Raw genomic sequence first — 26,415 nt, 5'->3', positions numbered from 1 at the left:
ACCACAGATAGAAGTTTTTTCGTTTCAGTTATTCGCCAAGGAACCATATCTCACACATTGCGTTTATAATTTTTTGTACCATCATATGAATAAAGCATTGGCTTTCCATCCACATTTGTTTCTAGATGTACAGGACGACCCCATAGCTGATAAATATATGGCAAAACGTTTTCTAAGTAGTGTGGATCGAGCTCCATCCCCTCATAGCCATGCACTAAATAGAGCTCTCCGTTCCGAAGGTAATCTCCATTTTTAACGACGATATATGGGAATCCCCCGTTTACACGCATCGATACGAGCTGATCTCGTACCATTTCATACTCCTTATCTGTAATACGGTATTCACTGCCCTTTTTCTGGAACAAATATAAATCTTCACGTTTTGCTAAATCCTTCGTCAAATAGTTACGGATAAAAGATATATCCGATTCTATCTCTCTAACCTCAAACATTTTCTCTCGACCGGAGTTTGGCTGAACACCTAGCTTTCTCATCTCTTCCGTTGGATGATTATAGCGGTTCTCAATATCCTCGAAAATTTTCACACCAAGGTAATAAGGATTAATGGATGTTTTTGAAGGCTGCACAACACCTGCATTTAATTTCGCATATTCAATCGTTTCCGCTGTTGTTAGCTTAAGCTCACGCATGATGCGTTGATGCCAAAAGGAAGCCCAGCCCTCATTCATTATTTTTGTCTCTAATTGTGGCCAAAAATAAAGCATTTCCTCACGCATCATCGTTAATATATCTCGCTGCCAGTCCTCGAGCTCCCGACTATGCTCCTCTAAAAATAGCAATAAATCTTTTTCTGGCTTTGGCGGGAAGTGCTTTATTTTTCGCCTTACCGATCTATACTCTTTTTCCTTATCGTCTAAACGCCAGAGATCATCATACGGTGATTTTATTTGAGGACTTTCCTCTTCAAGTTCATCTTCCGTATTCCAAGACAATTTTGGTCGTAAAAGGGAAGGATCGATATGCTCCTGAATCGCTAAAACCGCATCTAAAAACTGTTCGACCTCTTCCTTTCCATATTCTCTTTCATAGCCAGCTATCCGTTCAGCTGTTGCAGTCATACTCTCCACCATATCTCTTCTAGTATTGGAGAAGCGTACATTATTTTTAAAGAAATCGCAGTGCGCCAATACATGCGCAATAATCAATTTATTTTGTGTTAACGTATTGGTATCAAGTAAAAATGCATAACATGGGTTAGAGTTAATCACTAGCTCATAGATTTGACTTAGCCCTAAATCATATTGAAGCTTCATTTTGTGGAATTGTTTACCGAAGCTCCAATGTGAAAATCGAGTAGGCATACCATATGCGCCAAATGTATAAATAATATCTGCCGGACAAATTTCATAGCGCATTGGAAAGAAATCTAAGCCAAAGCTTGAGGCAATTTCTGTGATTTCATCAATTGCTCGTTCAAGCTCGTTCATCTCCACTTTTCCGCCTCCTCCTTTGAACATGATTTAAGATTCATCTTTTTTGAAAAAGCTCTTTAAGGCATCGTACACATCGTCTTTTTTTCTCAAAATATGATATCTAAATTTAGGGTCATCTATTTTTTTGTAAGTGTACATAAGTGTAGAAAAGCGGTTATGCTGATTGACTTCACCATATCCAAACATGCTCGATACATCCATTAACTCTCCCACTAGCTTCAAGCACTTTTCATTATCCATTGAAATATTTTCACCATCTGAAAAATGTACTGGATAAATATTATAGCGAGCAGGATTATACTTTTCCCGAATTAGTTCCAGTGCCTTTATATAGGCAGATGAACAAATCGTTCCACCGCTTTCTCCCTTCGTAAAAAACTCCTCTTCTGTTACTACTTTCGCCTCGGTATGATGCGCAATAAACTCAATTTCTACTGTTTCATACTTGGAGCGCAAAAATTTTGTCATCCAAAAGAAGAAGCTCCTTGCGCAATATTTTTCGAAGGAACCCATGGAACCACTTGTATCCATCATGGCAAGGACGACTGCCTTCGATTCAGGTTTTTCCACTTCATCCCACGTTTTAAAACGCAGATCATCATTATGAATCGGCGTAATGTCTGGTTTTCCTTGCATAGCATTACGCTTTAGCGCATTAAGGATTGTGCGCTTTTTATCGACATTTCCCATTAAACCTTTTTTCCGAATATCGTTAAACTCAACTTTTTCCGTCTTAATATCCGCTTTTTCTTTCTGCTGTAGATTTGGTAGCTCAAGCTCGTTAAATAACACATTTTGAACCTCTTCAATGCTTACTTCAGCTTCATAATAATCCTGACCTGGCTTGTCACCAGCTTCTTTTCCTTTACCATTAGCCTGATTGCCTCTGCTGGGATCACGCGCAACCACATCACCTACATTACTGTCTCCTTGACCTTGCCCAACATGCTTGGAGTTATCATAGTTATATCGAATTTTATATTCATCAAGTGAACGTATAGGTATTTTAATTACCTCGCGACCATTAGACATGACAATACTTTCTTCACTAACTAAATCGGGTAAATTATTCTTAATAGCATCTTTAACTTTTTCCATATGCCGTTGCTGGTCCTGGTGCCCTTTACGATGGAGGGACCAATTTTCCTGAGAAATGGCAAAACGTTTATTATCGTTTTCAGTCATTTTTATCCTCACCCATCTATCAAATTCGCTTTTTCTATACTATGCTAGTCATCCGCTTTCTTGAACTTAAATGAAGATAAAAGGAGTGCCCTAAAATGGGACACTCCTATTCATTCCTATCAATAGTCTTATAGTTTCCACTGAATAGGTCGCTAACGATTTAACAGACTACCTACATACTGCAATAATTCATTAGCAGACGTTGTATTATAGCCATGCTCATCAACAAGTCTTGCCACAACCTCATTAATCTTTTTCAACTGTGATTCATCCGGCATTTTTGAAGATGTTGTAATCTTCACGACATCCTTAAGATCCGCAAATAATTTTTTCTGTATTGCTTCTCGTAATCTTTCATGAGAATTATAGTCAAAACGCTTACCTTTTCGAGCATAAGCAGAAATACGAATTAATATCTCCTCACGGAATGCTTTTTTTGCATTTTCCGAAATGCCTATTTGCTCTTCAATAGAGCGCATTAACTTTTCATCAGGATTCATTTCCTCACCAGTCAATGGATCTAAAATTTTATTTTTATTACAAAACGCCTCTACATTATCGAGGTAATTATTCATCAATGTTTTTGCAGACTCTTCATACGAATAAACGAATGCTTTTTGCACTTCATTCTTGGCAATTTCATCATACTCTCTTCGAGCAACTGCAATATAGTTCATATATTTTTCTCGATCTTCCTGAGTAATGGAAGCATGCTGGTCAAGCCCATCCTTTAGTGCACGTAGAACATCTAACGCATTAATAGATGGTATCTCTTTTCGGATAATAGCAGAAGAAATACGATTAATAATATACCGTGGATCAATACCGTTCATGCCTTCGTTCGGAAACTCTTTTTTAAGCTCCTCTAAGTCAACGGAATTAAATCCCTCCACATTTTCTCCGTCGTACAGTCGCATTTTTTTAATAAGATCCACACCTTGTTTTTTCGGTACTTCCAGCCTTGTTAGAACCGAAAAGATTGCTGCGGCCTTCAATGCATGCGGCGCAATATGAACATGTGACATATCGCTTTCTTTAATCATTTTTTCGTAAATCAATTCTTCCTGACTAACTTTTAAGTTATACGGAATCGGCATGACAATAATACGTGAATGTAACGCCTCATTCTTTTTATTTGAAATAAATGAACGATACTCCGTTTCGTTTGTATGCGCAACAATTAACTCATCTGCACTAATTAATGCAAATCGACCTGCTTTAAAATTACCTTCCTGTGTTAAAGACAATAAATTCCATAAGAATTTTTCATCAAGCTTTAACATTTCTTGGAACTCCATCATACCTCTGTTTGCCTTATTTAACTCACCATCAAAGCGATAAGCACGAGGGTCAGATTCTGAACCAAATTCACCGATTGTTGAGAAATCAATACTACCTGTTAAATCTGCAATATCTTGTGATTTTGGATCTGACGGCGTAAATGTTCCTATGCCCACACGTTTGTCTTCAGAAAAAGTAATACGTTCAATCATCACATTTTCAATACGTCCTTCGTACTCTTTTTCAAGACGCATCGTATTTAAAGGCGATAAGCTTCCTTCAATTCGTATACCATACTCCTCATAAAAATCTTTACGCAAATGATGTGGAATTAAATGTAGAGGATCCTCATGCATTGGGCATCCCTTAATTGCGAAAACTGCACCTTCATCTGTTCTTGAAAATTGCTCGAGTCCACGTTTCAACAAGGTTACTATTGTTGATTTACCACCACTTACTGGTCCCATTAATAACAAAATACGTTTTCTAACATCCAATCTTCGCGCTGCTGGATGGAAATATTCCTCCACCAGTCTTTCAACTGCTGTTTCAAGCCCAAAAATTTCTTGCCCAAAAAATTCATACATTTTTTGCCCATCGCGTTCCTCTACACCAGCACTTTTTATCATATTGTAGACGCGTGAATGGGCCGTTTGAGCAACTTCAGGTCTTTCCTTGATGATGTTTAGGTAATCTGCAAATGTACCTTCCCACTTTAGCCGATTTTCTTCTTCGCGATAGCTTTTCACTTTATCTAAAATGTTGATAGCCTTCCCTCCATTCAGGGCTTGATTTATAACATAGTATGAAGGAAATGACATTATGATACCCAATACTTTTTCTTTGTCGAAATTTCTTCTTATTGCGTTTTTAATTTTTTCCTCTGAAAAACAGGAATTTAAACGCTAAAGATAAAAAAGAATGAAAACACTAATCGTATCGCCTTACGTTTTTCGGCTTATTCCAAAAAGGATGTCGTTTTTTTAAAACTATACCTGAAGAGTGGAGGGTGCGATTCCTTGGGGATCAGCAATAGAGGAACGGAGGCTTACATCCTGTGATTACGCCCTTCGTGACCAACACCCTGTTGCTGCCGCTACGTTACACGACGCTTTCGGGACAAAAAACATCCTGTTGCCCCAAGCGGCTCATCGGACGCCCCCAGGTAGCTTTGCTCTGTGCAAAAGCAAAGCGTCAGCTACAAATGTTTTTTCTGTGCGAAAGCGAAGCGGCAGCAACAAATGTTTTTGCTGTGCGAAAGCGAAGCGGCAGCAACAAATGTTTTTTCTGTGCGAAAGCGAAGCGGCAGCAACAAATGTTTTTTCTGTGCGAAAGCGAAGCGGCAGCAACAAAGCGCCCAGCCGGAACGGAAATCAACCTTACGTGCGTTGTCTTTCACAAAATTGCTCATTTCTACCGCTTCATTTTCCCACAAAAAGTGCTGAATGAAGATAAAAAATTCGGTTATTCTAACGTTAGAAAGGAGGTCCACTATTTGCGCCATTTTATATTCCTTTTATTATGGATGTTATTATGGAGTTTTACTCTCCCCTCTGTTGCTTTAGCAAAAGAAGAACCCACCCAAGAAGAAATTGTGCAGCAACGTATGGCCTATTACGTACAATTTGATGAATTACTTATCCCATGGCATTTCTTAGCAGCCATTGATCAATATGAACGAAATTTACAATCCGTTCGTAAAGATATTCCGAAACGGGATGGTATCATTGCCATTCAATTTTCTGATGAATATTGGTCAGGTGCTTTAAATCCTGTACGAGATGATACTCGCCCAGAAACAATTAGTTACTTTGGGGGGATGGGTTTAGATGGCAATGGTGACGGAGTTGCCAGCCCAAAGGATGATGCCGATATAATTTTCTCCATGGCTACATTTTTAAGTAAATTTGGAACAACTGATGAGGACTTTAAATTAGCTTTATGGGAATATTACGGAAGTGAACAGGCCGTAAATCAAATCTTCACCATTTCCAAAATGTATAGTCATTTCAAATCAACTGAGCTCGATGACCACACATTCCCAATCCCTACTAATTACGATTACAGTTATCGGAGTACATGGGGAGACAATAGGGGCTGGGGTGGACGCCGTATTCATGAAGGAACGGATATTTTCGCTAGCTATGGGACTCCCGTACTTTCTACCTCTTATGGAGTAGTAGAAATAAAAGGCTGGAATCAATTTGGTGGTTGGCGCATAGGAGTTCGTGATAATCATAACTCATATCATTATTATGCCCATCTCGGTAGTTATAATAAGAAGATTAATGTAGGCGACTTTGTCGAGCCTGGAACTGTTCTCGGTTATGTTGGTAGTTCTGGCTACGGTAAAGAAGGAACGTCCGGAAAATTCCCGCCTCATCTTCACTATGGCATATATAAGTTCAATGGACGTACAGAATGGGCATTTGATCCATATCCATCATTACTACAATGGGAACGACTAGCTAAAAAAACAAAACAACAATAATGAATGACGACTCGGCTGAAAAATGGCGAAATGTTTTCTTTTCTGATTTAGAGCGCTTGGTGCACTTGTGCAGCAAGTGCTTTTTCTTAAATAGGAAAAAATACATAAAAATATTAAAAAAACTTCATAATTGCACATAAGATACTATATTTTTAACTACCTACCCCTTTAACACCAAAATATTATTGTACTAAAAAACTATTTTTCATTTTTCCATTAAAAGGGCTTATTTATATAAAGATTTAGTTATAAAATAATATTTGTACTATAACAACAATTATATTTTAGAGACCATTTAGCAAAGGGTGGGAAAAGATGAAAGGTATTTTTCAGTTTAAAACACTTAAAGCTCGAATATTAAGTGCATTTCTTCTTTTATTAGTATTAGTTGTTTGTTTTACAGCCTATTCTTATATTTCTAATAATAAGATGGAAAAACAAGCAGAAGGTTTAGTAAAAGAAGATTTACAAGTCTTAACGGCAAGTAAAAATTTAGCAATGTCTATGAGCGTTCGTCTCTCTGCAGCTTTAAGTTATGTTGTATCTGGTGATGAAAAATACATAGAAATGTTTAATGAATATCGTAAAGTAGCAGAAGAAAATAACAGTATTATAGAGAAATACGAAAATACACCTGAGCGTGATGCGCTAGTAGAAATGGCACGTACATGGAGCAATCGCGTTAACACCGAAGTATTCGATGTTTATAAAAAAGGTGATAGAGAATTAGCATTAAAAAATTTAACAGCTATGAATAATCTTGTAATCGAAGTTCGTGTTGGTTATGAAGACTTAGCCAATAAACGCTCGGATGCCATTACTAAGGTAGGAGATGACGTAGTATCAACAAGTTTAAGCAATAAAACAGTTGGAATGATTGTTAGCATTGTATTGACAATCGCAGGTGTCCTCATCGCTATTGTCACTGCTAGAGATATTTCTAAGCCTATTACGATTGTCTCAAAGCGCATGAGTGAATTAGCGGATGGCAATTTGCACCATGAACTACTTCCAATAACTCATCGTGATGAGATTGGTCAATTAATGCTTTCCGCCAATGAAATGAATGAAAAATTAAAGCAAACGATTAGCTCAATCTATACCGTTTCCGAAACAGTAGCAGCTAGTAGCGAAGAGCTGGCCCAATCTTCGAATGAAGTGCAATCAGGTACAGAGCAAATTACCGTGACTATGCAGGAGCTAGCCTCTGGCACAGAAACGCAAGCATCTACAGCAGGTGATTTAGCCGGAACAATGTCTTCTTTCCAACGCAGTATTCATGAAACAACACAGGAAGGCATTAAATTAAAAGAACATTCAAGTCATGTACAAGAACTAACAACAACTGGTAAAGACTTAATGATACAGTCAACACAACAAATGGCAGCTATTAATGAGATTGTGTTAAATTCAGTGAAAAAAGTTGAAGGCTTGAATGCGCAGTCTGCTGAAATTTCCAAGCTTGTTTCTGTCATTGATGATATTTCAAATCAAACAAATTTACTTGCCTTAAACGCTGCCATCGAAGCAGCTCGCGCAGGAGAGCATGGTAAAGGTTTTGCAGTTGTAGCCGATGAAGTTCGTAAACTTGCAGAACAAGTACAATTCTCTGTCACTGATATTTCAACAATCGTCAACCGTATTCAAGGAGAAACTGGCAATGTAACAACTGCTCTGCAATCTGGCTATGAGGAAGTAAAAAGAGGAAACGCCCAACTAAATCAAACAAATGAAACATTTGACCAAATTTCGGAAGCCGTTGAAGAAATGATCCTTAACATAAATACCATTTCAGGCAATTTAAATAAAGTTGCTCAAAATTCCGAGTCTATCAATGTCTCTGTTGATGAAATGGCTTCTATTTCTCAAGAGTCTGCAGCTGGTGTAGAACAAACAACAGCAACTGTAGAGGAAACTGCCGCTACTATGGAGGAAATTTCAAGGAGTGCAAATCAACTCGCTAGTATGGCTGAAGAGCTAAATATCCAATTACAGCGATTTAAAATTTAAAGTACGGATTCTTAATTTGGAGAACGTGAACGTGTTAGGTCTTTAACAGAGATTTCTTTGGTACCCCAAGCAATTTGGGACGATAACGGATCACTTCTCTGCCTCACCGGAGCACTTCGGTTCACTACCTGAGCGTTTAAAATATCCATCTAAAAAAGCTATCTCGACATTACGTCCGAGATAGCTTTCTTTTCTACATTTTAATTTATTGCCACTGTCTAATGGGTACCCTTTCAAGCTCATAGCGTTTAATAATAACACTGATCTTCTGAAACCATTCCTCACATAACTCTAACGCTTCTTGATACGCATCCTCTTCTCTTGATATAGGCTCACCGTTATCAAGAAAAATATATTCTAGAATAGGATCAGATAAGTTATCAGCTACAATTTTCAACGTCAATTGAGACACAGCGTTATCCTCAGGGTCCTCATCATCGGATTCCTCTTCTATATCCAGATCTTCACCAAGTAATGAACTACTTATTAAACTATTGCTAGTCCTAGCAATATACATTTCGTCCTCCACTATAGCAACTTCATATATTTTATTGAATGAGATTTCTTTTGTAATCAAATCTTCTTCTAAATCTTCTCTACTTACGAGAAAAAGTGTATTTGTTAGTTCATTTAGTAATAAAGCATTTAAACAATCATTTGAGATGATGCAATGCGTATGAGGGATAGCCATAAGCTCCTCCTCACTAGCCTCTTTCATTTCATTTAATCTATTGTTATAGATATATCGTTCTTTAACATATCGAATAATTCCTGCTATTAATACTCCTAAACCAATTAAAAAATAGACGTTGCTAAAGATAGCCGCTTCGACTAACTTTGCTAATAATAAATAGGTCATTCCTAGAAATACAAGAAAAAAGGTTTTCATCCATATCCCACCCTCAAAAAGATAATCGATAGGTTTATTTCATCCATGTTAATAGAAATTTTATTCTAACGATTATCTTTTCATTCTTAATTTCTATGGGACCAGTTATTCTGCCATTAAAATGGAGGTTATCTTGATTGTAGCTTTACTGCTCCATCCACTCTCTCTTACCTTTGCAGCCTTATTAGCAAGCATCGTTATTTCCACAACGCCTGCTGTAATCTCCTCAGACAATAATTTTCTATGTGAAAACTTACTTTTTAATTTTTTGTAACAATAAATTTCACAACATTCCCCTGGTAAAATTTATCCATTCCCGAAGTACTTTATTTTGCCAAAACAAGCTAGTGTTGTTGTCCGCATAAAAAAACATGGGGGCATTAAAAATCAATGCCCTCATGTTTCCATTTTTATTTATAAATAATTATCAATTTGAATGTTCCTTTAATTCCTCTTTACTGCCTACATTGTCTAAAGTCTTATCTTTTTCAATTTTATGCATCTCGAGAACATGTTGCGAAGGTGGAATAATCAAACTAACAATAACAATTGTAATACCTGTGATCACAACGCCTGAGAAAACAGGTGCCTGCCACAGCTCATTTAATAAACCTAAAAACCCCTCTGATTGGATAGTAAGACTAGGCACATGTGTTAAAGATGTAATAATGTAATATACTAACCCGACAGATATACTCGCCCAAACTGCAGGTGTACTTACTCGCTTCCAAAACGGCCCTAAAACGATTGGCCAGAAAATTGTTACGAATACAATATCCCATGCCAAGTAGGCTAAATCAATGACTTTCTGGAAGCTGACCGCTAAAACTAAACCTAGCAAAGCACTTAAAATAATAATAAGTCTTGAAAATTTTAACAGTTTTTTAGGATCTGGGTTACGATTAATAAAGTCTAAATAAATGTTTTTCGTGACAATTCCTGAAGTTGCAACATAACACGCGGCTACAGTAGACATCCCCATCGCTGCCATTGCTGTTAAAAAGATGGCTGCTAATAACGGTGGGAAATATCCTTGAGCAAAGGCAAGCATCAATGTCTCTGGATTTGTACTACCAGGATAAATCGTTTTGAACGCTTCTCCTAGCATACCCGGAATCCAGCTAATAGCGATAATAATAGTCCCAGCTATAATCATACTGCGCTGAGCTACTTTTGGACTTTTAGCCGCGGCTACCCTTTGTCCTAAGTCCACTGCCGGAATATCACCAAGTGCTAACACAAGATATAGTGTCCAAAACTCTGCTCCAGCCTTATTGAAGAGTTCACTAATATTCCACCACTCCGGGTTAAATGTTACATCAGGGTAATAGAATAAGATAAAAATTGTGATCCCTACTATACCCGCTACTGCCAGTGCCCCCTGAACAATTTCCGTATAGGCTACAGCCCAAAGGCCCCCAATTACAGAATATAAGGCAGTTAATGATACAAAAAGTAATGCTGCTGGAACGAAATCAATTTGTAATAGCTGCTGAATAATATACGTGCCACCAACTGTTAACGCAGCAGCATTAAAGACACCAAAGGCAATCGCCATTACGACGCCTGTATAAGCACCGAGCTTTTTACTGCCATATCTTAATCCATAGTAATCTGCTAATGTCCAGCCCTTTAATCTACGTAATGGCTTCGTCCAAATGAGTGCTCCAAGAATCATACAAGTCCCTAAACCACCCATTGTCGCTGAACCTTCAAAGCCGCCACTTGTATAACCAGAGCCTACCGCTGCAAAGAAGAATGGGGCTGCTAATAAGGCAGCCACTAGACTTCCTGTGACAACAGATAAAGGCATGCTCCACCCAGCAACAATTAAATCCTCCGCAGTATTAACCCGTTTGTATCCTTTATATCCAATGTAATAAATAAAAATTAAGTATAAGCTAAAGATGATTATATTTAACATAGTATTGCTCCTCAGTTTTTCACATTAACCGTTCATAACGACTCCGCCATTTGGCGTTAATACTTGACCCGTATAGAAATTCGCATTTTCTGAAGCTAAAAATAACACGGTCTTTGCGATTTCTTCTGGTTGAGCTAATCGTTTTAACGGATATTTAGCAGACTCTTCCTCTACATAATTCTCTCCAAATTCCTTTAGGATGTCTGTAAATGTACCACTAGGAGCTACTGCATTGACTAGTATCGAAGGTGCTAACTCTCGTGCCAAAGCCTTCGTAAATGCATTAATACCGCCCTTTGCAGCAGAATAATGCGTAAATTCCTCACAACCTAAACTACCAATATCAGAAGAAATATTAATAATTTTTCCATTGTTTCGTTCTTTCATTCTTTTTGCTGCTTCTCGACAATTGTAGAAACAACCATATAGATGAACTTTGATCATTTTATCCCACTGCTCATCTGTTAAATCCGTAATGCTTGAAGCCTGTGCGAACCCAGCGTTATTGACAAGAACATCAATTTCGCCTAACTGTTTGTCCATATATTGATACATAGCTTGAACTTGATGAGAGTTCGATACATCTGCATTACATTTTATAGCTTGTACACCAAACTTTTCTGCTTGCGCACGAACTTCCTCTGCCTCGTTATCATCACCAATATAATTGATACATATATTAGCCCCTTGCTCGGCAAAGCCCAAAGCAATGGCTTTGCCGATTCCTTTACTTGAACCCGTAATTAGTACATTTTTTCCTTTAAAATTAATATCCATTATTGATCGTTCTCCAATTTAAATTTTGCTACAAGTACCTGCAATTCTTCTGCTGTTTTTCCTAATGAAGAAGATGCTTCTTTCACCTCTTGCATGGTCGTCAATTGCTCTTGTGTTGCATTTGACACATTCGCCGAGAATTCAGATGACTGCTCCGCAGATTGCTTAATATTATTGACAGATGCTGCTACTTCCTCCGAAGAAGCTGAAATTTGTTGAGATGCAGCTGAAATTTCACGTATCTGACTGGCAACTTGTTCTGATGAAGTGAGAATTTCTTTAAAGATTTCCCCTACTTCGTTTGTAAACTCCATACCAGCCTTTACATCTTCTTTACCTTTTTCCATAACAGTGATAGAGGCATTTGAATCAGCTTGAATTGTACTAATTAAATTGTATATTTCCGTTGCAGACTGTGATGATTGTTCCGCTAATCGTCTAACCTCATCAGCGACAACCGCGAAGCCTTTCCCATGCTCTCCTGCTCTAGCAGCTTCGATTGCCGCATTCAATGCTAGTAGATTTGTTTGATCTGCTATGGCTGTAATAAGATTTACGATATCGCTAATTTTTTTCGTATTGATATGTAATCCGTTTATTGTTGTACCGATTTGTTCAACAGAATCATTAATCAACTCCATTTGTGCAATGACTTGCTGAACAACATGATTTCCACGTTCTGAAGCTTGAGAAGCAGAAATAGATGATTCGGCTGCCGTATTAGCAGAGTCAGCAATTTGCTGGATGCCTGTCGCTGTTTCCTCCATAGCAGCAGCTGTTTCCTCAGTCATAACCATTGAAGCCTCAGCGTTTTGCGTGATTTGTCCCATGTCTTGAGCAATAGTAGTTGAGCTGTTATATGTTTCTGCTGCATTAACAGTTAGCTGATTAGCAGCAGAAGAAACGTTGTCAGATGTATTTCTAATATTTAAAATAATATGTTGTAAATTGGAAACCATCGTTTTAATAGATTTAGATAAATTTCCGATTTCGTCCTTCGTTATTTCTAAATCTACATTTATTAATTCTCCATTCGCTACTTGATTTGCAGCGTTCACTACTTTCTTAAGTGGTTTTAATAGACGATCAATAATTATGTAGAGTAAAACTAATAGAAGTAAAATTCCAATAACAGCTATAACGATTTGTTTTATGACACTTGTTTTAATGATCGTATTTATGTAGTCCGCAGAATAATCAATACCTAATAAAGCAATGAGCTTGCCATTGTCATCTTTAATAGGGGTAAACACAGTTCGCCATGAACCATAAGGATCTTCGAAAATATCAGTTACAGCAGTGCTATCATTTTTAATTGCCAATTTAGCTGTTTTTACATGTTCATCTGCTAAATCAGTAAAGATTTCACCCGCTTCATAGACATCGTTCAAATTAGATGTATAGCCGATCGGGTTAACACCATCTGCGTCCTTCACATCCCAAATATAGCTCCAACTCATGATCCCTTGTTCTTCTTGAATCTTATCGAGTTGCTTTTGAATTTTTTTAAATTTAGCGTTAGTCTCTCCCTTTTCAGTCAATAAATCTTTAACATCATTCCTATCAAGATTCATAGCTGTCAATAAACCAACACTTTTCAACTCTTGCTCTAAATCAACAGACATTCGATTGTTTAATTCTCTAATACTTTGTGTAGTAATAATAGCAATTAGAAGCAAAACAATAATAGAAACCGTTAGTAAAAGTTTGTTTTTTAATGAAACATTTTTAAACAACTTCATGATTATTACTTCCTCCTTGATCGTATTTTGGGCAAAAAAAATAACCTATTTCAAAAGAAACAGGCATCAAAGAATATGACTAGCAATATATGTACCTAACTAGTACTCCTTTGCAGCTCAGCCATCATAGTATTTATTACCTTAGATCTGTAGCTTTGCGTCTCTACCTTTCAGTAGATTTGCCCATCTTTTTCCTCCTCAAATTAACACAATGGGTAAAAGTAGTCAATGTTACCAGGTTAAAATTCACATATTTTTTACTATTTTACTATTAGTATAAAATGAATAATATTACTTATTTTTCTCAGCTTATCCACAATTCTCTTCATAACAAATAAAAACAGCTACAACGCAATATTGTAGCTGCTACTATAATTTTAAATAATCAATTACCCCTAAATGATTATTCAAATTAAAGATATATCTATTTTAGTGTCATGTATAAGACCGATGGTATAAATGATAAAGCAAACATGCAGGAATACCACATAGATGTACGGCGTAATGAAAAACGAACTTGTTTCTTTTCTGCATAAAAAATGTCTAACATCACTGAAGCAACAACAAGTGGGATTGTAACACATGCGAAAGCAACTAATAAAATGTTTAAACCAAACATAAAAGCACCCCTCTGTTCGTGAACATTTATTTTTCCTCTTTGTGACAACTTTATGTCATTTTCAGTGTACACAATTCCGCCATAAATTGTCAACTATATTCAACTAAGGAAAATGCGCTTTTTACAGAATATTTTTATCACAGCGAGTATTTTTACGTAAAATTCTTCACGAAAAAGCAACTGCAAAATTGCAGTTGCTTTGTTAATCATTGATCCATTAGTTTTTCATTGAAATTCACACTTGACAATTCAGAGTTAACGTTTTTTAATTTCTATACTTATCTGTCAGCCCTCTTAAAAAATTTCTCACAAAGCGATCGCCACATTCTTTATAGTTACGATGACTTGGATTTCTTAAAATGGCACCTAATTCGCCTTTCGAAACGCTAACGCCTCCATCATATAAAATATCGAGCATCTCCTCAGTCGTTAAGGCTAACGCAATCTTCACTTTCTTTAATACCATATTATTAGGGCTTTCTTTTCCTGAAACAGGTAGTGGTCCTTCTGATTGACCTGGCTTAGGCTTTTGCGGACCCCGTTTAAATGTAATAAATCCATTTAAAAAAGCCTCTACCATTTTATTATTACATTTAATGTATTCTTCTGGTGCTTCTTCCTCATCATAAACTTTAATAAGCATGTTCAATACTTGTTCTTTCGTATAGTCCATGCCACCTAGCTGAAAAATTTTAACCATATCTGTATTTTTGATATCTAATGCATATCTTAAACGAATTAAAATATCATTGTTCGTCATTTTAAAAACCTCCATTTTTAACTGTAAAAGCGCTTCTAATAATCCTATCCTAATTGAAGCATTACTTTATTATAGCAGAGACATTCACAATTTTAGTTAGCTTTCCAAAAGTTACTTTACTAAAGTATTTAGAATGTGCATTTTATTTTTTAACATGTATGATTAGCTAACTCTCGACCATTCTAATCACAAGGAGGTGAGATAAATGGCTAATCGTAGTTCAAATAAGCTTCTAGTTCCCGGTGTACATGAAGCCGTTAATCAATTGAAATATGAAATCGCACAAGAATTTAATGTACAATTAGGGCCAGAAGCCTCTTCTCGTGCAAACGGTTCAGTCGGGGGAGAAATAACAAAACGCCTCGTAGAAATGGCTGAAAAACGTTCAAAAGGTTTATTATAATAATAAATTAAACAAAGAACGAATCCCTTTTTTAAAATTGGCATTCGTTCTTTCATGTTCGGCGGATGTCATGGAATCGGAAAGGGGTTCTTAGAGGATGTTAGCCTAAAATCATCGCATCCATGCGATAACGGCTAACTGACCTGCATCGTGCTGTTGCTGCCACTTCGCTTTCGCACAGACAAAACCAGTTGCTGACGCTGCGTTAGCACTACGCTTTCGCGCAAAAAACATCTGCAGGCCTAAGCACAAAGCCGATTCCAGACACAATTTATGCCGAGGCATAATTGATTTATTTAATTTCAACCGGTTGTAAAGCCTCGCTTGCCCCTTTTTTTAGAGTAAGCATCACGATAAAGGAAATACAATATAAGGCAGCTAAATAGATCATAACGACCGTCATATCATAACTTTGAAGAATATAGCCGACAAAGATTGGTGAAAATCCTCCAATTGCTCTACCAAAGTTAAAAATTGTATTTGTTGCTGTACTTCGAATTTGCACCGGATAGAAGCTACTAATTAAAGCTCCATACCCTGCGAACATCCCGTTTGAGAAGAAGCCGACAATTGCACCACCTAATAAAATTGCGATACTACCTGTGGCATATGCGTATAAAAATACTGCACATGCAGATGTAAGTAAAAAGATTCCGAATGCACGCTTTGCGCCAAATCGGTCCATAAATCGTCCAAATGTTAGCATCCCAATAATCATGCCAACTGCTGTGCTAATTGTCCAAAGTGCCGAGCTTGAAACGGATAGACCTTGAGATTTTTGCAACATAGATGGCAACCAAATCATTAAGCCATTGTAACCAGCAATTTGAACAGTTGCCATAACGATTAATGATATTGTCGTCATCGAAGTTCGAGGCGTTTCAAATAGCTGCACCAACTTACCTTTTTCATGTTGCTTATCGATTTTTTTATTTTTCTGAGCAGCCAGCCACTCCGGTGATTCCTCAAGATTTCTTCGCACGATAAAAGCGAAAATGACAGGTACTACACCAACAAAGAATAAAGCTCTCCATCCTAAAATAGGAAGAATAATGGCACTTAGTAACGCTGCTAAAATAACTCCGTATTGAGCACCTACACTAACATATGAAGAGGCTCTTCCTTGCTTATTCTTCGGCCAAGCCTCGGCAACAAGCGCCATACCAATGCCGTATTCGCCCCCTGCACCGAGACCTGCAATAAATCTATAAATATAAATTTGTTCAATAGTTGTTGCTAACCCAGTTAAAGCTGTACCAATTGCAAACAGCAAGACGGTATAAGTAAACACTTTTACCCGCCCATACTTATCAGCTAAAACCCCGAAAATAATGCCACCTAACAGCATACCAATATTCGTTACGGCAGAAATGAGCCCACCCGTTGCGAAATCAATGTTAAATTCCGAAATAATCATTGTCATTGCAAAGGAGATAAACATAATGTCCATCCCTTCCAACGTTAAACCAGCTACTGAAGCTACCACTGTTTTCTTACGATAATCCATCTTTACAATCCTCCAGTTTCTGTTGATAAAGATCTCTTTTTGAGGGAATGGATTATACAATTCTTGTCCATTCTCTTTTGAAGCCTCACGGGACTCCATTAAAAGAGGTTGAAGCAAAATAAAAGCCCTTCTGTCACAGAGGACAAAAGGGCATGCCAAATCAAAGATATTATTAGCCTTAAAATATCAAGTAGCCCTTTTCAGCCTCTCTGGACCGTATTAAAGGAAATTTATTTCGTTCATTTATGTTGTTCTACATTTTATAAGATTATTATTGAAATAGCAATGCCTTATAGTAGAAAAAATTACCTTAGCTCTTAGTTGAGATAGGAGGCCATTTTCATCTATATCAAAAAAGTCTTTAAGCTGTACAACAGTATACCCATAGCGCTCCAAGTTTTCTTGAATAAGCGCACTTAATTCAGTATCGTCTTCAATATGCATAAGTTTGTACATAGTTAATTCTCCTTTTGGGCAATAAGTAACAGCTATTTTAGAAAAAGTTATTTAAAGAATCATTAAAAATGTTATTACATATAATACCATTTTATGATATATAATGTATAGATGGAATTGATACAGGGAACTCGCATAGCCAACCTTCTAAACTGCGAAATCCCATACTACGAGGAGGATTATTTTGAGCCAATCATCAACAGAAATTTTCATACGTAATTTTGAAAATGGAGACATGCCTTTACTTGGAGAATTGTACCAATCCGTTACAGCAAAAGAAAATGCGACATTTTGGTGGGTCGGAGACGAAGATAATTGGCGTAACGTTTATTGCGCATTTGAAAATGGGAAAATGGTCGCTAAGGGGCAAGTTAGCATCATTAACGTTGTACCCCCCAGTCGTTCAATAGAGAATAACCACTCTATATACGTTAATCTTAAAACCATTTCTGAAAGAGAACATGACATTGCTCTGCTCGATAAAGTCTATCAATATCTTTTCAAAAGAGCACATCAATTAAAGGAAACTTTACCTAAAGAATATGGAACAATCCTTTGCGTTGGTAACGACTCGGAAGAAACTGCAAACAATCAGTTTTTTATCCAAAAAGGCTACCTCCCTCTAAATAGCCTGTATCGTATGAATCGTGATTTGAATAAACCTATTCCTGCGTTAACACTACAAGAAGAATTTCAATTCTCATACTGGAAGATGGAGACTTCTAGCGAGGAAAGAGATTACCTTGATATAGAAGCCGAAATTTGGCCAGACACTCCACTTGGTCTAAATAGGTTATCTGAATACAAGAACAACAAGCTATGGACATCCATGGTCATACGTCAAACAGACGCTATTATTGGTGGACTGATGGCATGGCAAGAAGAAGAATACGGTGTAATAGAGGACGTTTATGTCCGTGGACCGTGGAGGAAACGCGGTATTGCCCAGTTTTTGCTTACACAAGCTATGAAATACCTTAAGTCTCATCAGCTACAAAAAGCTACTCTCATGGTACTAACTACAAATAAATCAGCTTTATCTCTATACGAGTCTGTCGGTTTTTATACGGATACAGAAGAGATAAGGTACTTTACAAAACTGAATTAGGCAACAAAAAAAAGGGGTTCATTGCCCCTCTTTTCTATCTACGGTCCTTCGTCATTCAACATCGTTTGATTCAAAGTTATCAAGCAATGCACGCACTTCATCTGTTGATTTCGTGTTCATCAATTGATTTCTTAATTCACCAGCTCCACGGAAACCTTTAACATAAATTTTGAAAAAGCGATGAAGCCCAGAGATTGAACGTGGTAGTACTTCCGCATATTGATCTTGAAGATCAAGCTGCAGTCTTAAAAGATCAAGATACTCTTTACTACTATGCTCTTTCGGCTCTTTTTCAAAAGCAAAAGGATTTTTAAAAATACCTCGCCCGATCATAACGCCATCAATACCATATTGTTCAGCAAGTTGTAGCCCAGTTTGACGGTCAGGAATGTCTCCATTGATTGTTATTAGCGTATTTGGTGCAATACGGTCACGCAATTTTTTGATTTCCGGAATTAGCTCCCAATGCGCATCTACTTGGCTCATTTCCTTTCTTGTACGTAAATGAATAGAAAGGTTCGCAATATCCTGCTTTAAAATATGCGTTAGCCACTCCTCCCACTCATTTACCTCTTTAAAGCCAAGTCGTGTTTTCACGCTGACAGGTAGTCCTCCTGCTTTTGCTGCTTGAATAAGCTCTGTCGCAACGTCTGGACGCAGAATAAGGCCACTACCTTTCCCTCTCGATGCCACATTCGGTACAGGACAACCCATATTAATATCGATGCCTTTAAAACCTAGCTCCGCCATACCAATACTCATTTGACGAAAATATTCGGGATTATCCCCCCATATATGTGCCACCATTGGCTGTTCATCTTCTGTAAAAATTAAACGACCACGCACACTTTTCATGCCCTCTGGATGACAATAGCTATCCGAGTTTGTAAACTCTGTGAAAAATACGTCCGGTCGACCGGCTTCACTTACTACATGACGAAAAACAACATCCGTCACATCTTCCATTGGTGCAAGTACAAAAAATGGTCGCGGTAAGTCACGCCAAAAATTATCTATCATGTCAAACTCAAATCCTCTCACTATGGATACAACTTCAAACTCTCGATAAAAAAATATGAAGCCAAATGTTCTACTTCTTTTACACTTATATCATGCTCAATAACTGATTATCAACAAATACATTTGGTATTTATAATTTGTGAAAGTCGTATTTTAATTCACATATATCAAAAGTAACCTCTTCTATTCAAGCATAAGATTCAACCAAAACCCTTCCATGCTTACACAAAAAGGATGGAATATTCACTCCATCCTTTCAGAGTTCTATCATTTACTAATCAATCACCCGAGCAACATCCCTACCACAAGTCTTGCATTTCCCCTTCAATACAGGGGCATATTCTCCCTCTTGTATCGTGTACTTCACAATTGCCGTTACACCACAATTGCCACAAAATACGTTTTTCACGAGCATTTCTCTGATATCTTTCGGGATAGAGAGCCATTTTTTTGCTGCGTCCATTATGATCGCTCCTTTAGAGTTAGTTCCGTAACAACCTCCACATGCGTCGAATGCGGGAACATATCTACAGGTTGAATCTCCTGCGTTTTATAGCCCCCATCCTCCAAAATTCGAAGATCGCGCGCTAGTGTAGCTGGGTTACAGGACACATACACAACACGCTTAGGACGTTGCTCTAAAATCGTCTGAAGAAGAGCCTCATCGCAACCTTTGCGTGGTGGGTCAACTACTAAAACATCCGCTTCTTTGCCTTCCTTATACCAACGTGGAATTACTTCCTCTGCTGGCCCAGCCTCGAAATACGTGTTCGTAAAGCCATTTAGTGCTGCATTGCGTTTTGCATCTTCAATCGCTTGTGGGACAATTTCAACACCCATAACAGCCTTTGCCTGTTGTGCAAGGAATAATGAAATTGTGCCGATACCACAGTATGCATCAATTACTCGTTCATCACCCTGTAAGTTAGCGTAGTCTAATGCTTGTTTGTATAGAACTTCCGTTTGCTCAGGGTTTACTTGGTAAAATGAACGGGCTGAAATTTCAAAGCGAACATCGCCAATTGTATCAATAATAACGTCCTTGCCCCAAAGATTTACGGTTTCATCACCGAAAATAACGTTCGTTTTGTCGCTATTAACGTTTTGCATAATGGATGTAACATTCGGGATAAGCTTCTGGATTATCGCAACAGCGGCTTCTTTTTGCGAGAATTTTTTCTTTTTAGTTACGACAACAACCATCACTTCACCAGTTGCTCGTGCCTTACGAACAACTACGTGGCGAAGCATTCCCTCATGCGATAATTCGTTGTATGGTCGAACACCGATTGCCGCTAGTTCCTTTTTCAAACCTGCAAGAATAGCGTCCGCTTCTCCAGTCTGAATTAAGCATCGCTCCATATCCACAATGCTATGAGACTTCGTTTTGTAGAAACCAGCAATTGCTTGTCCTGCTTCATTTGAGGAGAAAGGTATTTGCGCTTTATTACGGTAATGCCAAGGCTCTTCCATGCCCTTCACTGGTAGAACAGGCGCATCAATTTTACCAATGCGCTGCATGACATTACGCACCATGTTTTCTTTCCATTTTAACTGTCCTTCATAAGACAGGTGTTGTAATTGGCAGCCGCCACATTGTTTAAAATATTCACAAGGCGCATCTACACGATCTGATGATGGCTCGAGAATTTCTACGACCTTCGCAAAGCCGTAGTTTTTTAACGTTTTTACAACATGTATTTCCGCCGTTTCACTAGGAAGTGCACCTTGGATAAATAATGGATAGCCATCGACCTTTGCGACGCCATTGCCATCATGTGTTAAATCCTCTATATAAACTGTTAGTCGGTCATTCTTTTTCACGGGTGCTGACATTCGTACATCCTCCATTTCAATCTCTTTATTGTAGCATGTTGAGGCGGATGACAAAAGAACAAGGCTTCATATTAACGGCTCAAATGTGGTCGGCTCTACTTCTAACTGATCAGGAAGACAAGATTGGTATCCGCTCTCAAACTGATTACCTTTACACGAGTAGAAAAAAGAGCCGCTATTCGCGACTCTTCCCCTCTTTCCTTACTGTATGGTAATCTCTAGGTGCCCACCAGAAAGCAGCAACTACACCTAAGATGACGACTATAAATGGTGCATAAAAAATCAAAAAACTTGTCATAGTTGTATCCCTCCTATGCGTGATTATCTTCTTTTCCTGTCACATAATTTTTGTTGAAAAGGAATAATTTCAACAACAAGAACAATGATGGAATAAGCAGACACAGTCCCAAAACAAACGCAATGACGAGTGCAATCGCCATTTGTGTGCTTGTAAAGCTATCGTAAATCGTTAAATACGGATACAGTAAATATGGGTATTGGGCAATTCCATATGCAAAGAATGCCACTGCAAATTGGGCAATCAATAAACTAACCGCAAGACCGTAATTTTTTCGCATCCATAGCAACACTACAGTAATAATAAATAGCACGGCAGATATGGCAAACATCCACCATAAATTAACTAGGTTATTGTAACTTTCAGGGTTAATGAATTTCATTTCGTACATAATGCCGAGCGCACTCACCATTAATGGTATCGCCCAAGCAAGTGCGTATTTTCGCATTAAATTTGTAGCTTCTCGATCCTTAGCTTTATGTGCATACCAAGTTAAAAACACGGCTGAAATATACAGTACCGCTGCAATGCTTAGCACGACAATACTCCAAGCAAACGGGCTCGTATACAACGTCCAATAATTCAAGACCGGTTGCCCGTCAGCAATATCAACATAGCCGCCAGCAGCAATCGCAAATACAACAGAGAGTGAGGCTGGAATAAGTAATCCTGCTATACCATACGTCAACGTGTAACCAATATGCCCACGTGCGCCATATGATTCAAATGCATAATAGGAGCCTCGTATTGCAAGCAGCACTAGCGAAATACTAACTGGAACAAGTAAAATCGTTCCATAATAGAAAGCTGTTTGTGGGAAAAATCCAACAATCCCAACAAAGAAGAATACTAAAAAGACATTGGTTACTTCCCAAACTGGTGATAAATAACGTTTAATAATATTTGTTAAAATGTGATTTTTTCCGATTAGTAGGCTGTAGGCATTAAAAAAGCCTGCACCAAAATCGATTGAAGCTACAATGACATAACCAAATAGGAAAATCCATAAAACTGAAATACCTAAAATCTCTAATGTCATAGGATGTCACCGCCTTTTTCAGCATGGCGATCTTCTAACTCTCGCTCAATTGGATTCTTTTTGAACATACGAATTAAAACTACCATACTTCCTACTCCTAATACGGCATACACACCTGTAAACAACAGCATCATTAAATCTACATGGTCACTCGTCGTGGCCCCTTCTGGTGTTCGCATTAATCCATATAAGATCCAAGGCTGTCGTCCAACTTCAGCAAGCCACCATCCTGCTTCAATCGCAATAATAGAAAGTGGTCCACCTGCAACAACAATCCATCTAAACCAACGTGAATGAATAAACTGCCAATCGCGTGCTTTCCCGCATACATAAACCAGTGAAACGAGTGCCATAAACATGCCGATAAACACCATGAGATTAAAGAGGTAATGGATATATAGTGGTGGTCGATCTTCTTCAGCAAATTGATCTAAGCCAATTACCTCAGCATTTGGATTATTATGTGCTAAAACACTCAAAGCATAAGGTACTTTAATAGCATATTTTACTTCTTCCCCTTCTAATACACCAAATAGTATAAGGGAAGCTTTGTCTCCCGTTTCAAAATGCCACTCAGCCGCAGCTAGTTTTTCTGGCTGATATTCCGCTAAATATTTTCCTGAAAAGTCTCCAATAATTGCTGAAGCAATGGAGAAAATCAGACCAATCTTCATAAGTAGTAATAAAGATTTTTTATGATATATATGCTTAGAACCTCTAAGCATACGATATCCTGCGATTGCGGCTAATACAAATGCGGATGTCATATAGGCTGTAACGAGAACATGCGCTACCTTTGTCGGCATTGCTGGATTAAACATTGCTAGAAATGGTTGAATATTCACTAGCTGGCCGTCCACAATATCAAATCCTTGTGGCGCATTCATAAACGCATTGACAATTGTTATAAACACAGCTGACATCGATGCACCGACAGCAACCGGAATTAACAGTAGCATATGCTTCTTCTGACTATCGAAGCGATCCCAAGTATATAGGTAGATGCCTAGAAAGATGGCTTCAAAGAAAAATGCAAACGTTTCCATAAAAAGTGGTAATGCAATTGTCTGACCGGCAAGCTGCATGAAATTCGGCCATAGTAAAGATAACTGTAAGCCAATTGCTGTCCCTGTGACAACTCCGACTGCAACCGTAATAACAAAACCTCGTGCCCAACGTCTTGCCATTAAAATATAGTGCTCATCATTCTTTTTATACCCAGTCCATTGTGCGATCATAATCATTAACGGGACACCAACTCCAATCGTTGCATAAATAATATGGAAGGATAAAGTTAGTTCCGTTAACGCTCTACTCCAAAAGACTGCTGATTCATTCACCATGTCATTGCCCCCCTAACCTCCAAATATTCTTCCAAGTATGGAAAGTAGCATAATAATTGCAACACCAAAGCTTAGCCAAATGAGCTTTCTTTCCTGTGACTTATACAAAGGCAACACTTCCTCTCCCTTATCTCTACCCCATTTTCCACTATTGCAACGAAAAAAACCTTTATAATGGACCGGAATTTCGGCCTATTATAAAGGTTTCAAATTTTGTTCAAGTAATATACGCACATTTGCCAAACATTTTTCTTAATTCATTCACATTACCAATTAAAGGATGAAAATATTCATATATATGGGGATTAACCCATTAAATAGGAATCATCACCAAAACGCGTAGTTGATTTCCGTTCCGGCTGGGGCTTTACTGGAGTCGCCCAGCCTCCACACCAATCAACTTATTTACATAGTAGACGTTTTAACAAAAGTCATCCACAACTTTTGTGATAAACCATTAATCTCCACAAAAATTCGATTAAACAGGCTCTCACCCTAAATTAAAAAGGGTTCTACCTAAATTAAGCAGACCCTTCTTATGTTTATTACATACGGTCTTCTTCACGGATATCTGCTAGTGGAACAAAAATCTCAATATGGCGCTTTAAGTTTTCAAATGTAGCAGGCGCATCTCCACCATACTCACCATCTAAGTTTAAATGTATTTCATCTTCAGTAGATACTTTTACGACACTTGCCTTTTTATAAATTACACGATCATCATTCAAATGCTCGCCTCTTAATGCCATTGCAGCAAGCTGAATAAATTCAGGTAAGCTTACTTTTTTCAATACTAATAAAGTAAAGTAGCCATCATTAATACTTGCATCAGGTGCTAGCTTTTCAAAGCCACCCACTGAATTTGTTAAGCCGCATAAAAACATCATGGCATCCCCATCAAACACTTCGCCATCATATTCGATACGCATATGGGAAGCTTTAATTGATGGGATCATTTCTACTGCTTTTACGTAATAAGCTAGCTGTCCTAGCATTGTTTTCATTTTACTTGGCACTTCATAAGTTAACTCTGTAATACGTCCGCCAGCGGCAATATTGATGAAATAGCGTTCCCCATTTAATAAACCAACATCAACCGGCAACGTTTCGCCTTTAATAATGATGTCAACTGCAGCTTCAATATTTCGCGGAATATGCACGGCACGGGCAAAGTCATTCGTAGTGCCCATCGGAATTAAACCTACTTTCGGGCGGTTCTCAAATGAACTCACGCCAGAAACAACTTCATTTAATGTGCCATCTCCACCAACTGCAATGATTATATCAAAGCCACGTTCAACTGCATTTTTTGCTGCAATGGTTGCATCGCCTTCACAGGTTGTTGCGTGACAAGATGTCTCATAGCCTGCTACCTCTAATTTTGCCAATACTTCTGGTAGATGCTTTTTAAACGCTTCACGCCCAGATGTAGGATTATAAATGATTCTTGCTCGTTTCATAACATACCTTCTTTGCTTCATAAGATTCTATTTCTTTCAACGAACTATTCGTTTAAATGTTGCATTAAGCTTCCAATAGTCAACAAAAGTAAGGCATGTCCTTATTCTCTGACATGCAGCCTTACGATTTATAATTATTGTAATGCAGCTGTTACTTGCTTTTTAAAATCCTCATAGACAAATGTCCAATATGCTTTATTCGTAATATTCTCTTCACGAATTTCAGCATATAGTGCTTTTTGTGCATCTTCAAATGTAGGATCTTCTTTATCAGGTAAAGTAGCTCGCTTACTCACTACTAGTTCCTGTAATTCTGGTGCACGCGGTCCCCATTTCCCAACAACCTGCCCAGCATCATCTAATAAAATATAAACCGGAATTGCACGGCCACCGTTTGTTAAATAGCGATCAATTAAATCTGTATCAGCATCACGTAGTACTGCGCGCATTTCTAACCCTGCTGCCTCTGCAACTCGACGAATAACTGGATTGTTTAACATTGCGTCCCCGCACCAATCCTCAGTAATTGTTAAAATTTTTGGTTGCTTGTCCTTTAGTAGTTCGATAAAACCATCGTTTAGTGGCACTTCGAAGCCATCATAAATACGGAAGCTTTCCTCTTTTAATGTCGTCATATTATCCATATATTGTTGAATCGAAATCGCATCATCAAAATATTGTTGTTCAGTTTTCATTGATTGACCTCCTAAAGTTATATCATGTTCTATACTATATTTTGCTATGAATACTCTTTGAAGACAACTATTAAGTGTTAATTTGGTATTTTTTAGTGTCGATTTACAGCAAATATCG

General features: G+C 37.8%; 25 protein-coding genes and 1 riboswitch. Of the genes, 4 read left to right on the top strand and 21 right to left on the bottom strand.

Annotated elements, in window-relative coordinates; all coding sequences use genetic code 11:
• Window positions 1-50: 50 nt before the first annotated feature.
• From ACIQZA_RS18540 to ACIQZA_RS18525, 4 genes are all read right to left on the bottom strand, one after another.
• Complete coding sequence (locus tag ACIQZA_RS18540) at window positions 51-1,448, bottom strand: SpoVR family protein (protein ID WP_400939705.1); 1,398 nt, start codon at window positions 1,446-1,448, stop codon at window positions 51-53.
• Between the two features lie 33 nt (window positions 1,449-1,481).
• Window positions 1,482-2,639, bottom strand: coding sequence for a sporulation protein YhbH (gene yhbH, locus ACIQZA_RS18535; protein ID WP_400939617.1), 1,158 nt, complete (start codon window positions 2,637-2,639; stop codon window positions 1,482-1,484).
• Window positions 2,640-2,791: 152 nt separating this feature from the next.
• On the bottom strand, window positions 2,792-4,687 hold the full coding sequence (locus ACIQZA_RS18530; protein ID WP_400939708.1) for a PrkA family serine protein kinase: 1,896 nt from the start codon (window positions 4,685-4,687) through the stop codon (window positions 2,792-2,794).
• 431 nt (window positions 4,688-5,118) lie between these two features.
• Window positions 5,119-5,424, bottom strand: a complete 306-nt coding sequence (locus ACIQZA_RS18525; protein ID WP_403009940.1) for a hypothetical protein — start codon at window positions 5,422-5,424, stop codon at window positions 5,119-5,121.
• Here ACIQZA_RS18525 and ACIQZA_RS18520 point away from each other — a divergent pair.
• Together ACIQZA_RS18520 and ACIQZA_RS18515 are read left to right on the top strand one after the other, a co-directional pair.
• Window positions 5,416-6,411 (top strand): M23 family metallopeptidase, encoded by a 996-nt coding sequence (locus tag ACIQZA_RS18520; protein WP_402883335.1) that lies wholly within the window; start codon window positions 5,416-5,418, stop codon window positions 6,409-6,411. The genes ACIQZA_RS18525 and ACIQZA_RS18520 overlap by 9 nt on opposite strands.
• A 315-nt stretch (window positions 6,412-6,726) precedes the next feature.
• Window positions 6,727-8,421 carry a methyl-accepting chemotaxis protein gene (locus tag ACIQZA_RS18515; RefSeq protein ID WP_400939623.1) on the top strand — a complete coding sequence of 565 codons (1,695 nt, stop codon included), beginning with the start codon at window positions 6,727-6,729 and terminating at the stop codon, window positions 8,419-8,421.
• A gap of 205 nt (window positions 8,422-8,626) precedes the next feature.
• On the opposite strand, the gene ACIQZA_RS18510 is transcribed toward ACIQZA_RS18515, so the two are convergent.
• The 6 genes from ACIQZA_RS18510 to ACIQZA_RS18485 all read right to left on the bottom strand — a co-directional run bounded on the left by ACIQZA_RS18510 (window position 8,627) and on the right by ACIQZA_RS18485 (window position 15,132).
• On the bottom strand, window positions 8,627-9,310 hold the full coding sequence (locus ACIQZA_RS18510; RefSeq protein ID WP_400939625.1) for a hypothetical protein: 684 nt from the start codon (window positions 9,308-9,310) through the stop codon (window positions 8,627-8,629).
• 427 nt (window positions 9,311-9,737) lie between these two features.
• On the bottom strand, window positions 9,738-11,234 hold the full coding sequence (locus ACIQZA_RS18505) for a sodium:solute symporter family protein (protein WP_142510115.1): 1,497 nt from the start codon (window positions 11,232-11,234) through the stop codon (window positions 9,738-9,740).
• Between the two features lie 24 nt (window positions 11,235-11,258).
• Window positions 11,259-12,011 carry an SDR family NAD(P)-dependent oxidoreductase gene (locus ACIQZA_RS18500; protein WP_400939629.1) on the bottom strand — a complete coding sequence of 251 codons (753 nt, stop codon included), beginning with the start codon at window positions 12,009-12,011 and terminating at the stop codon, window positions 11,259-11,261.
• Window positions 12,011-13,753 (bottom strand): methyl-accepting chemotaxis protein, encoded by a 1,743-nt coding sequence (locus ACIQZA_RS18495; RefSeq protein WP_400939632.1) that lies wholly within the window; start codon window positions 13,751-13,753, stop codon window positions 12,011-12,013. The genes ACIQZA_RS18500 and ACIQZA_RS18495 overlap by 1 nt, the downstream gene beginning before the upstream one ends.
• Window positions 13,754-13,861: 108 nt before the next feature.
• A riboswitch (cyclic di-GMP riboswitch) is annotated at window positions 13,862-13,947 on the bottom strand.
• Window positions 13,948-14,177: 230 nt separating this feature from the next.
• Window positions 14,178-14,372, bottom strand: coding sequence for a hypothetical protein (locus ACIQZA_RS18490; protein ID WP_142510112.1), 195 nt, complete (start codon window positions 14,370-14,372; stop codon window positions 14,178-14,180).
• Between the two features lie 265 nt (window positions 14,373-14,637).
• Window positions 14,638-15,132, bottom strand: a complete 495-nt coding sequence (locus ACIQZA_RS18485; RefSeq protein ID WP_402883338.1) for a YehS family protein — start codon at window positions 15,130-15,132, stop codon at window positions 14,638-14,640.
• Between the two features lie 205 nt (window positions 15,133-15,337).
• Here ACIQZA_RS18485 and ACIQZA_RS18480 point away from each other — a divergent pair, with 205 nt between their 5' ends.
• The gene (locus tag ACIQZA_RS18480) at window positions 15,338-15,535 is read left to right on the top strand and encodes an alpha/beta-type small acid-soluble spore protein (RefSeq protein WP_053483023.1); all 198 of its coding nucleotides are present in this window, start codon (window positions 15,338-15,340) and stop codon (window positions 15,533-15,535) included.
• Window positions 15,536-15,646: 111 nt separating this feature from the next.
• Here the strand turns inward: ACIQZA_RS18480 and ACIQZA_RS18475 are convergent, their stop codons facing one another.
• The 3 genes from ACIQZA_RS18475 to ACIQZA_RS18465 form a co-directional block, all read right to left on the bottom strand.
• Window positions 15,647-15,769, bottom strand: coding sequence for a hypothetical protein (locus ACIQZA_RS18475; RefSeq protein ID WP_403009937.1), 123 nt, complete (start codon window positions 15,767-15,769; stop codon window positions 15,647-15,649).
• A gap of 58 nt (window positions 15,770-15,827) precedes the next feature.
• Complete coding sequence (locus ACIQZA_RS18470; protein WP_402883339.1) at window positions 15,828-17,042, bottom strand: MFS transporter; 1,215 nt, start codon at window positions 17,040-17,042, stop codon at window positions 15,828-15,830.
• Window positions 17,043-17,285: 243 nt separating this feature from the next.
• The gene (locus ACIQZA_RS18465; RefSeq protein WP_402883340.1) at window positions 17,286-17,498 is read right to left on the bottom strand and encodes a response regulator; all 213 of its coding nucleotides are present in this window, start codon (window positions 17,496-17,498) and stop codon (window positions 17,286-17,288) included.
• A gap of 184 nt (window positions 17,499-17,682) precedes the next feature.
• Here ACIQZA_RS18465 and ACIQZA_RS18460 point away from each other — a divergent pair, with 184 nt between their 5' ends.
• Complete coding sequence (locus ACIQZA_RS18460; RefSeq protein ID WP_402883342.1) at window positions 17,683-18,606, top strand: GNAT family N-acetyltransferase; 924 nt, start codon at window positions 17,683-17,685, stop codon at window positions 18,604-18,606.
• 51 nt (window positions 18,607-18,657) lie between these two features.
• Here the strand turns inward: ACIQZA_RS18460 and ACIQZA_RS18455 are convergent, their stop codons facing one another.
• The 8 genes from ACIQZA_RS18455 to ACIQZA_RS18420 all read right to left on the bottom strand — a co-directional run bounded on the left by ACIQZA_RS18455 (window position 18,658) and on the right by ACIQZA_RS18420 (window position 26,297).
• Window positions 18,658-19,647: a tRNA dihydrouridine synthase gene (locus ACIQZA_RS18455; protein ID WP_402883343.1), complete on the bottom strand. Its 990-nt coding sequence runs from the start codon at window positions 19,645-19,647 to the stop codon at window positions 18,658-18,660.
• A gap of 253 nt (window positions 19,648-19,900) precedes the next feature.
• Complete coding sequence (locus ACIQZA_RS18450; protein ID WP_323655684.1) at window positions 19,901-20,089, bottom strand: hypothetical protein; 189 nt, start codon at window positions 20,087-20,089, stop codon at window positions 19,901-19,903.
• Window positions 20,089-21,462 carry a 23S rRNA (uracil(1939)-C(5))-methyltransferase RlmD gene (rlmD, locus tag ACIQZA_RS18445; protein ID WP_402883345.1) on the bottom strand — a complete coding sequence of 458 codons (1,374 nt, stop codon included), beginning with the start codon at window positions 21,460-21,462 and terminating at the stop codon, window positions 20,089-20,091. The genes ACIQZA_RS18450 and rlmD overlap by 1 nt, the downstream gene beginning before the upstream one ends.
• 175 nt (window positions 21,463-21,637) lie before the next feature.
• On the bottom strand, window positions 21,638-21,760 hold the full coding sequence (gene cydS / locus ACIQZA_RS18440; RefSeq protein WP_256469478.1) for a cytochrome bd oxidase small subunit CydS family protein: 123 nt from the start codon (window positions 21,758-21,760) through the stop codon (window positions 21,638-21,640).
• 13 nt (window positions 21,761-21,773) lie between these two features.
• A complete protein-coding gene (locus ACIQZA_RS18435; RefSeq protein ID WP_400939651.1) occupies window positions 21,774-22,799 on the bottom strand; it encodes a cytochrome d ubiquinol oxidase subunit II in 1,026 nt (341 codons plus the stop codon).
• Window positions 22,796-24,142, bottom strand: coding sequence for a cytochrome ubiquinol oxidase subunit I (locus ACIQZA_RS18430; protein WP_323655687.1), 1,347 nt, complete (start codon window positions 24,140-24,142; stop codon window positions 22,796-22,798). Before ACIQZA_RS18430 ends, ACIQZA_RS18435 begins: the two co-directional genes overlap by 4 nt.
• Window positions 24,143-24,687: 545 nt before the next feature.
• Complete coding sequence (locus ACIQZA_RS18425) at window positions 24,688-25,602, bottom strand: diacylglycerol kinase (protein ID WP_142510105.1); 915 nt, start codon at window positions 25,600-25,602, stop codon at window positions 24,688-24,690.
• A 134-nt stretch (window positions 25,603-25,736) separates the two neighbouring features.
• Window positions 25,737-26,297 carry a thioredoxin family protein gene (locus tag ACIQZA_RS18420; RefSeq protein ID WP_400939655.1) on the bottom strand — a complete coding sequence of 187 codons (561 nt, stop codon included), beginning with the start codon at window positions 26,295-26,297 and terminating at the stop codon, window positions 25,737-25,739.
• Window positions 26,298-26,415: the final 118 nt, after the last annotated feature.

Source organism: Lysinibacillus sp. NPDC096382 (assembly GCF_044762845.1).
Taxonomy (GTDB): domain Bacteria; phylum Bacillota; class Bacilli; order Bacillales_A; family Planococcaceae; genus Lysinibacillus.
This window is presented reverse-complemented; position numbering and strand designations above follow the sequence as displayed.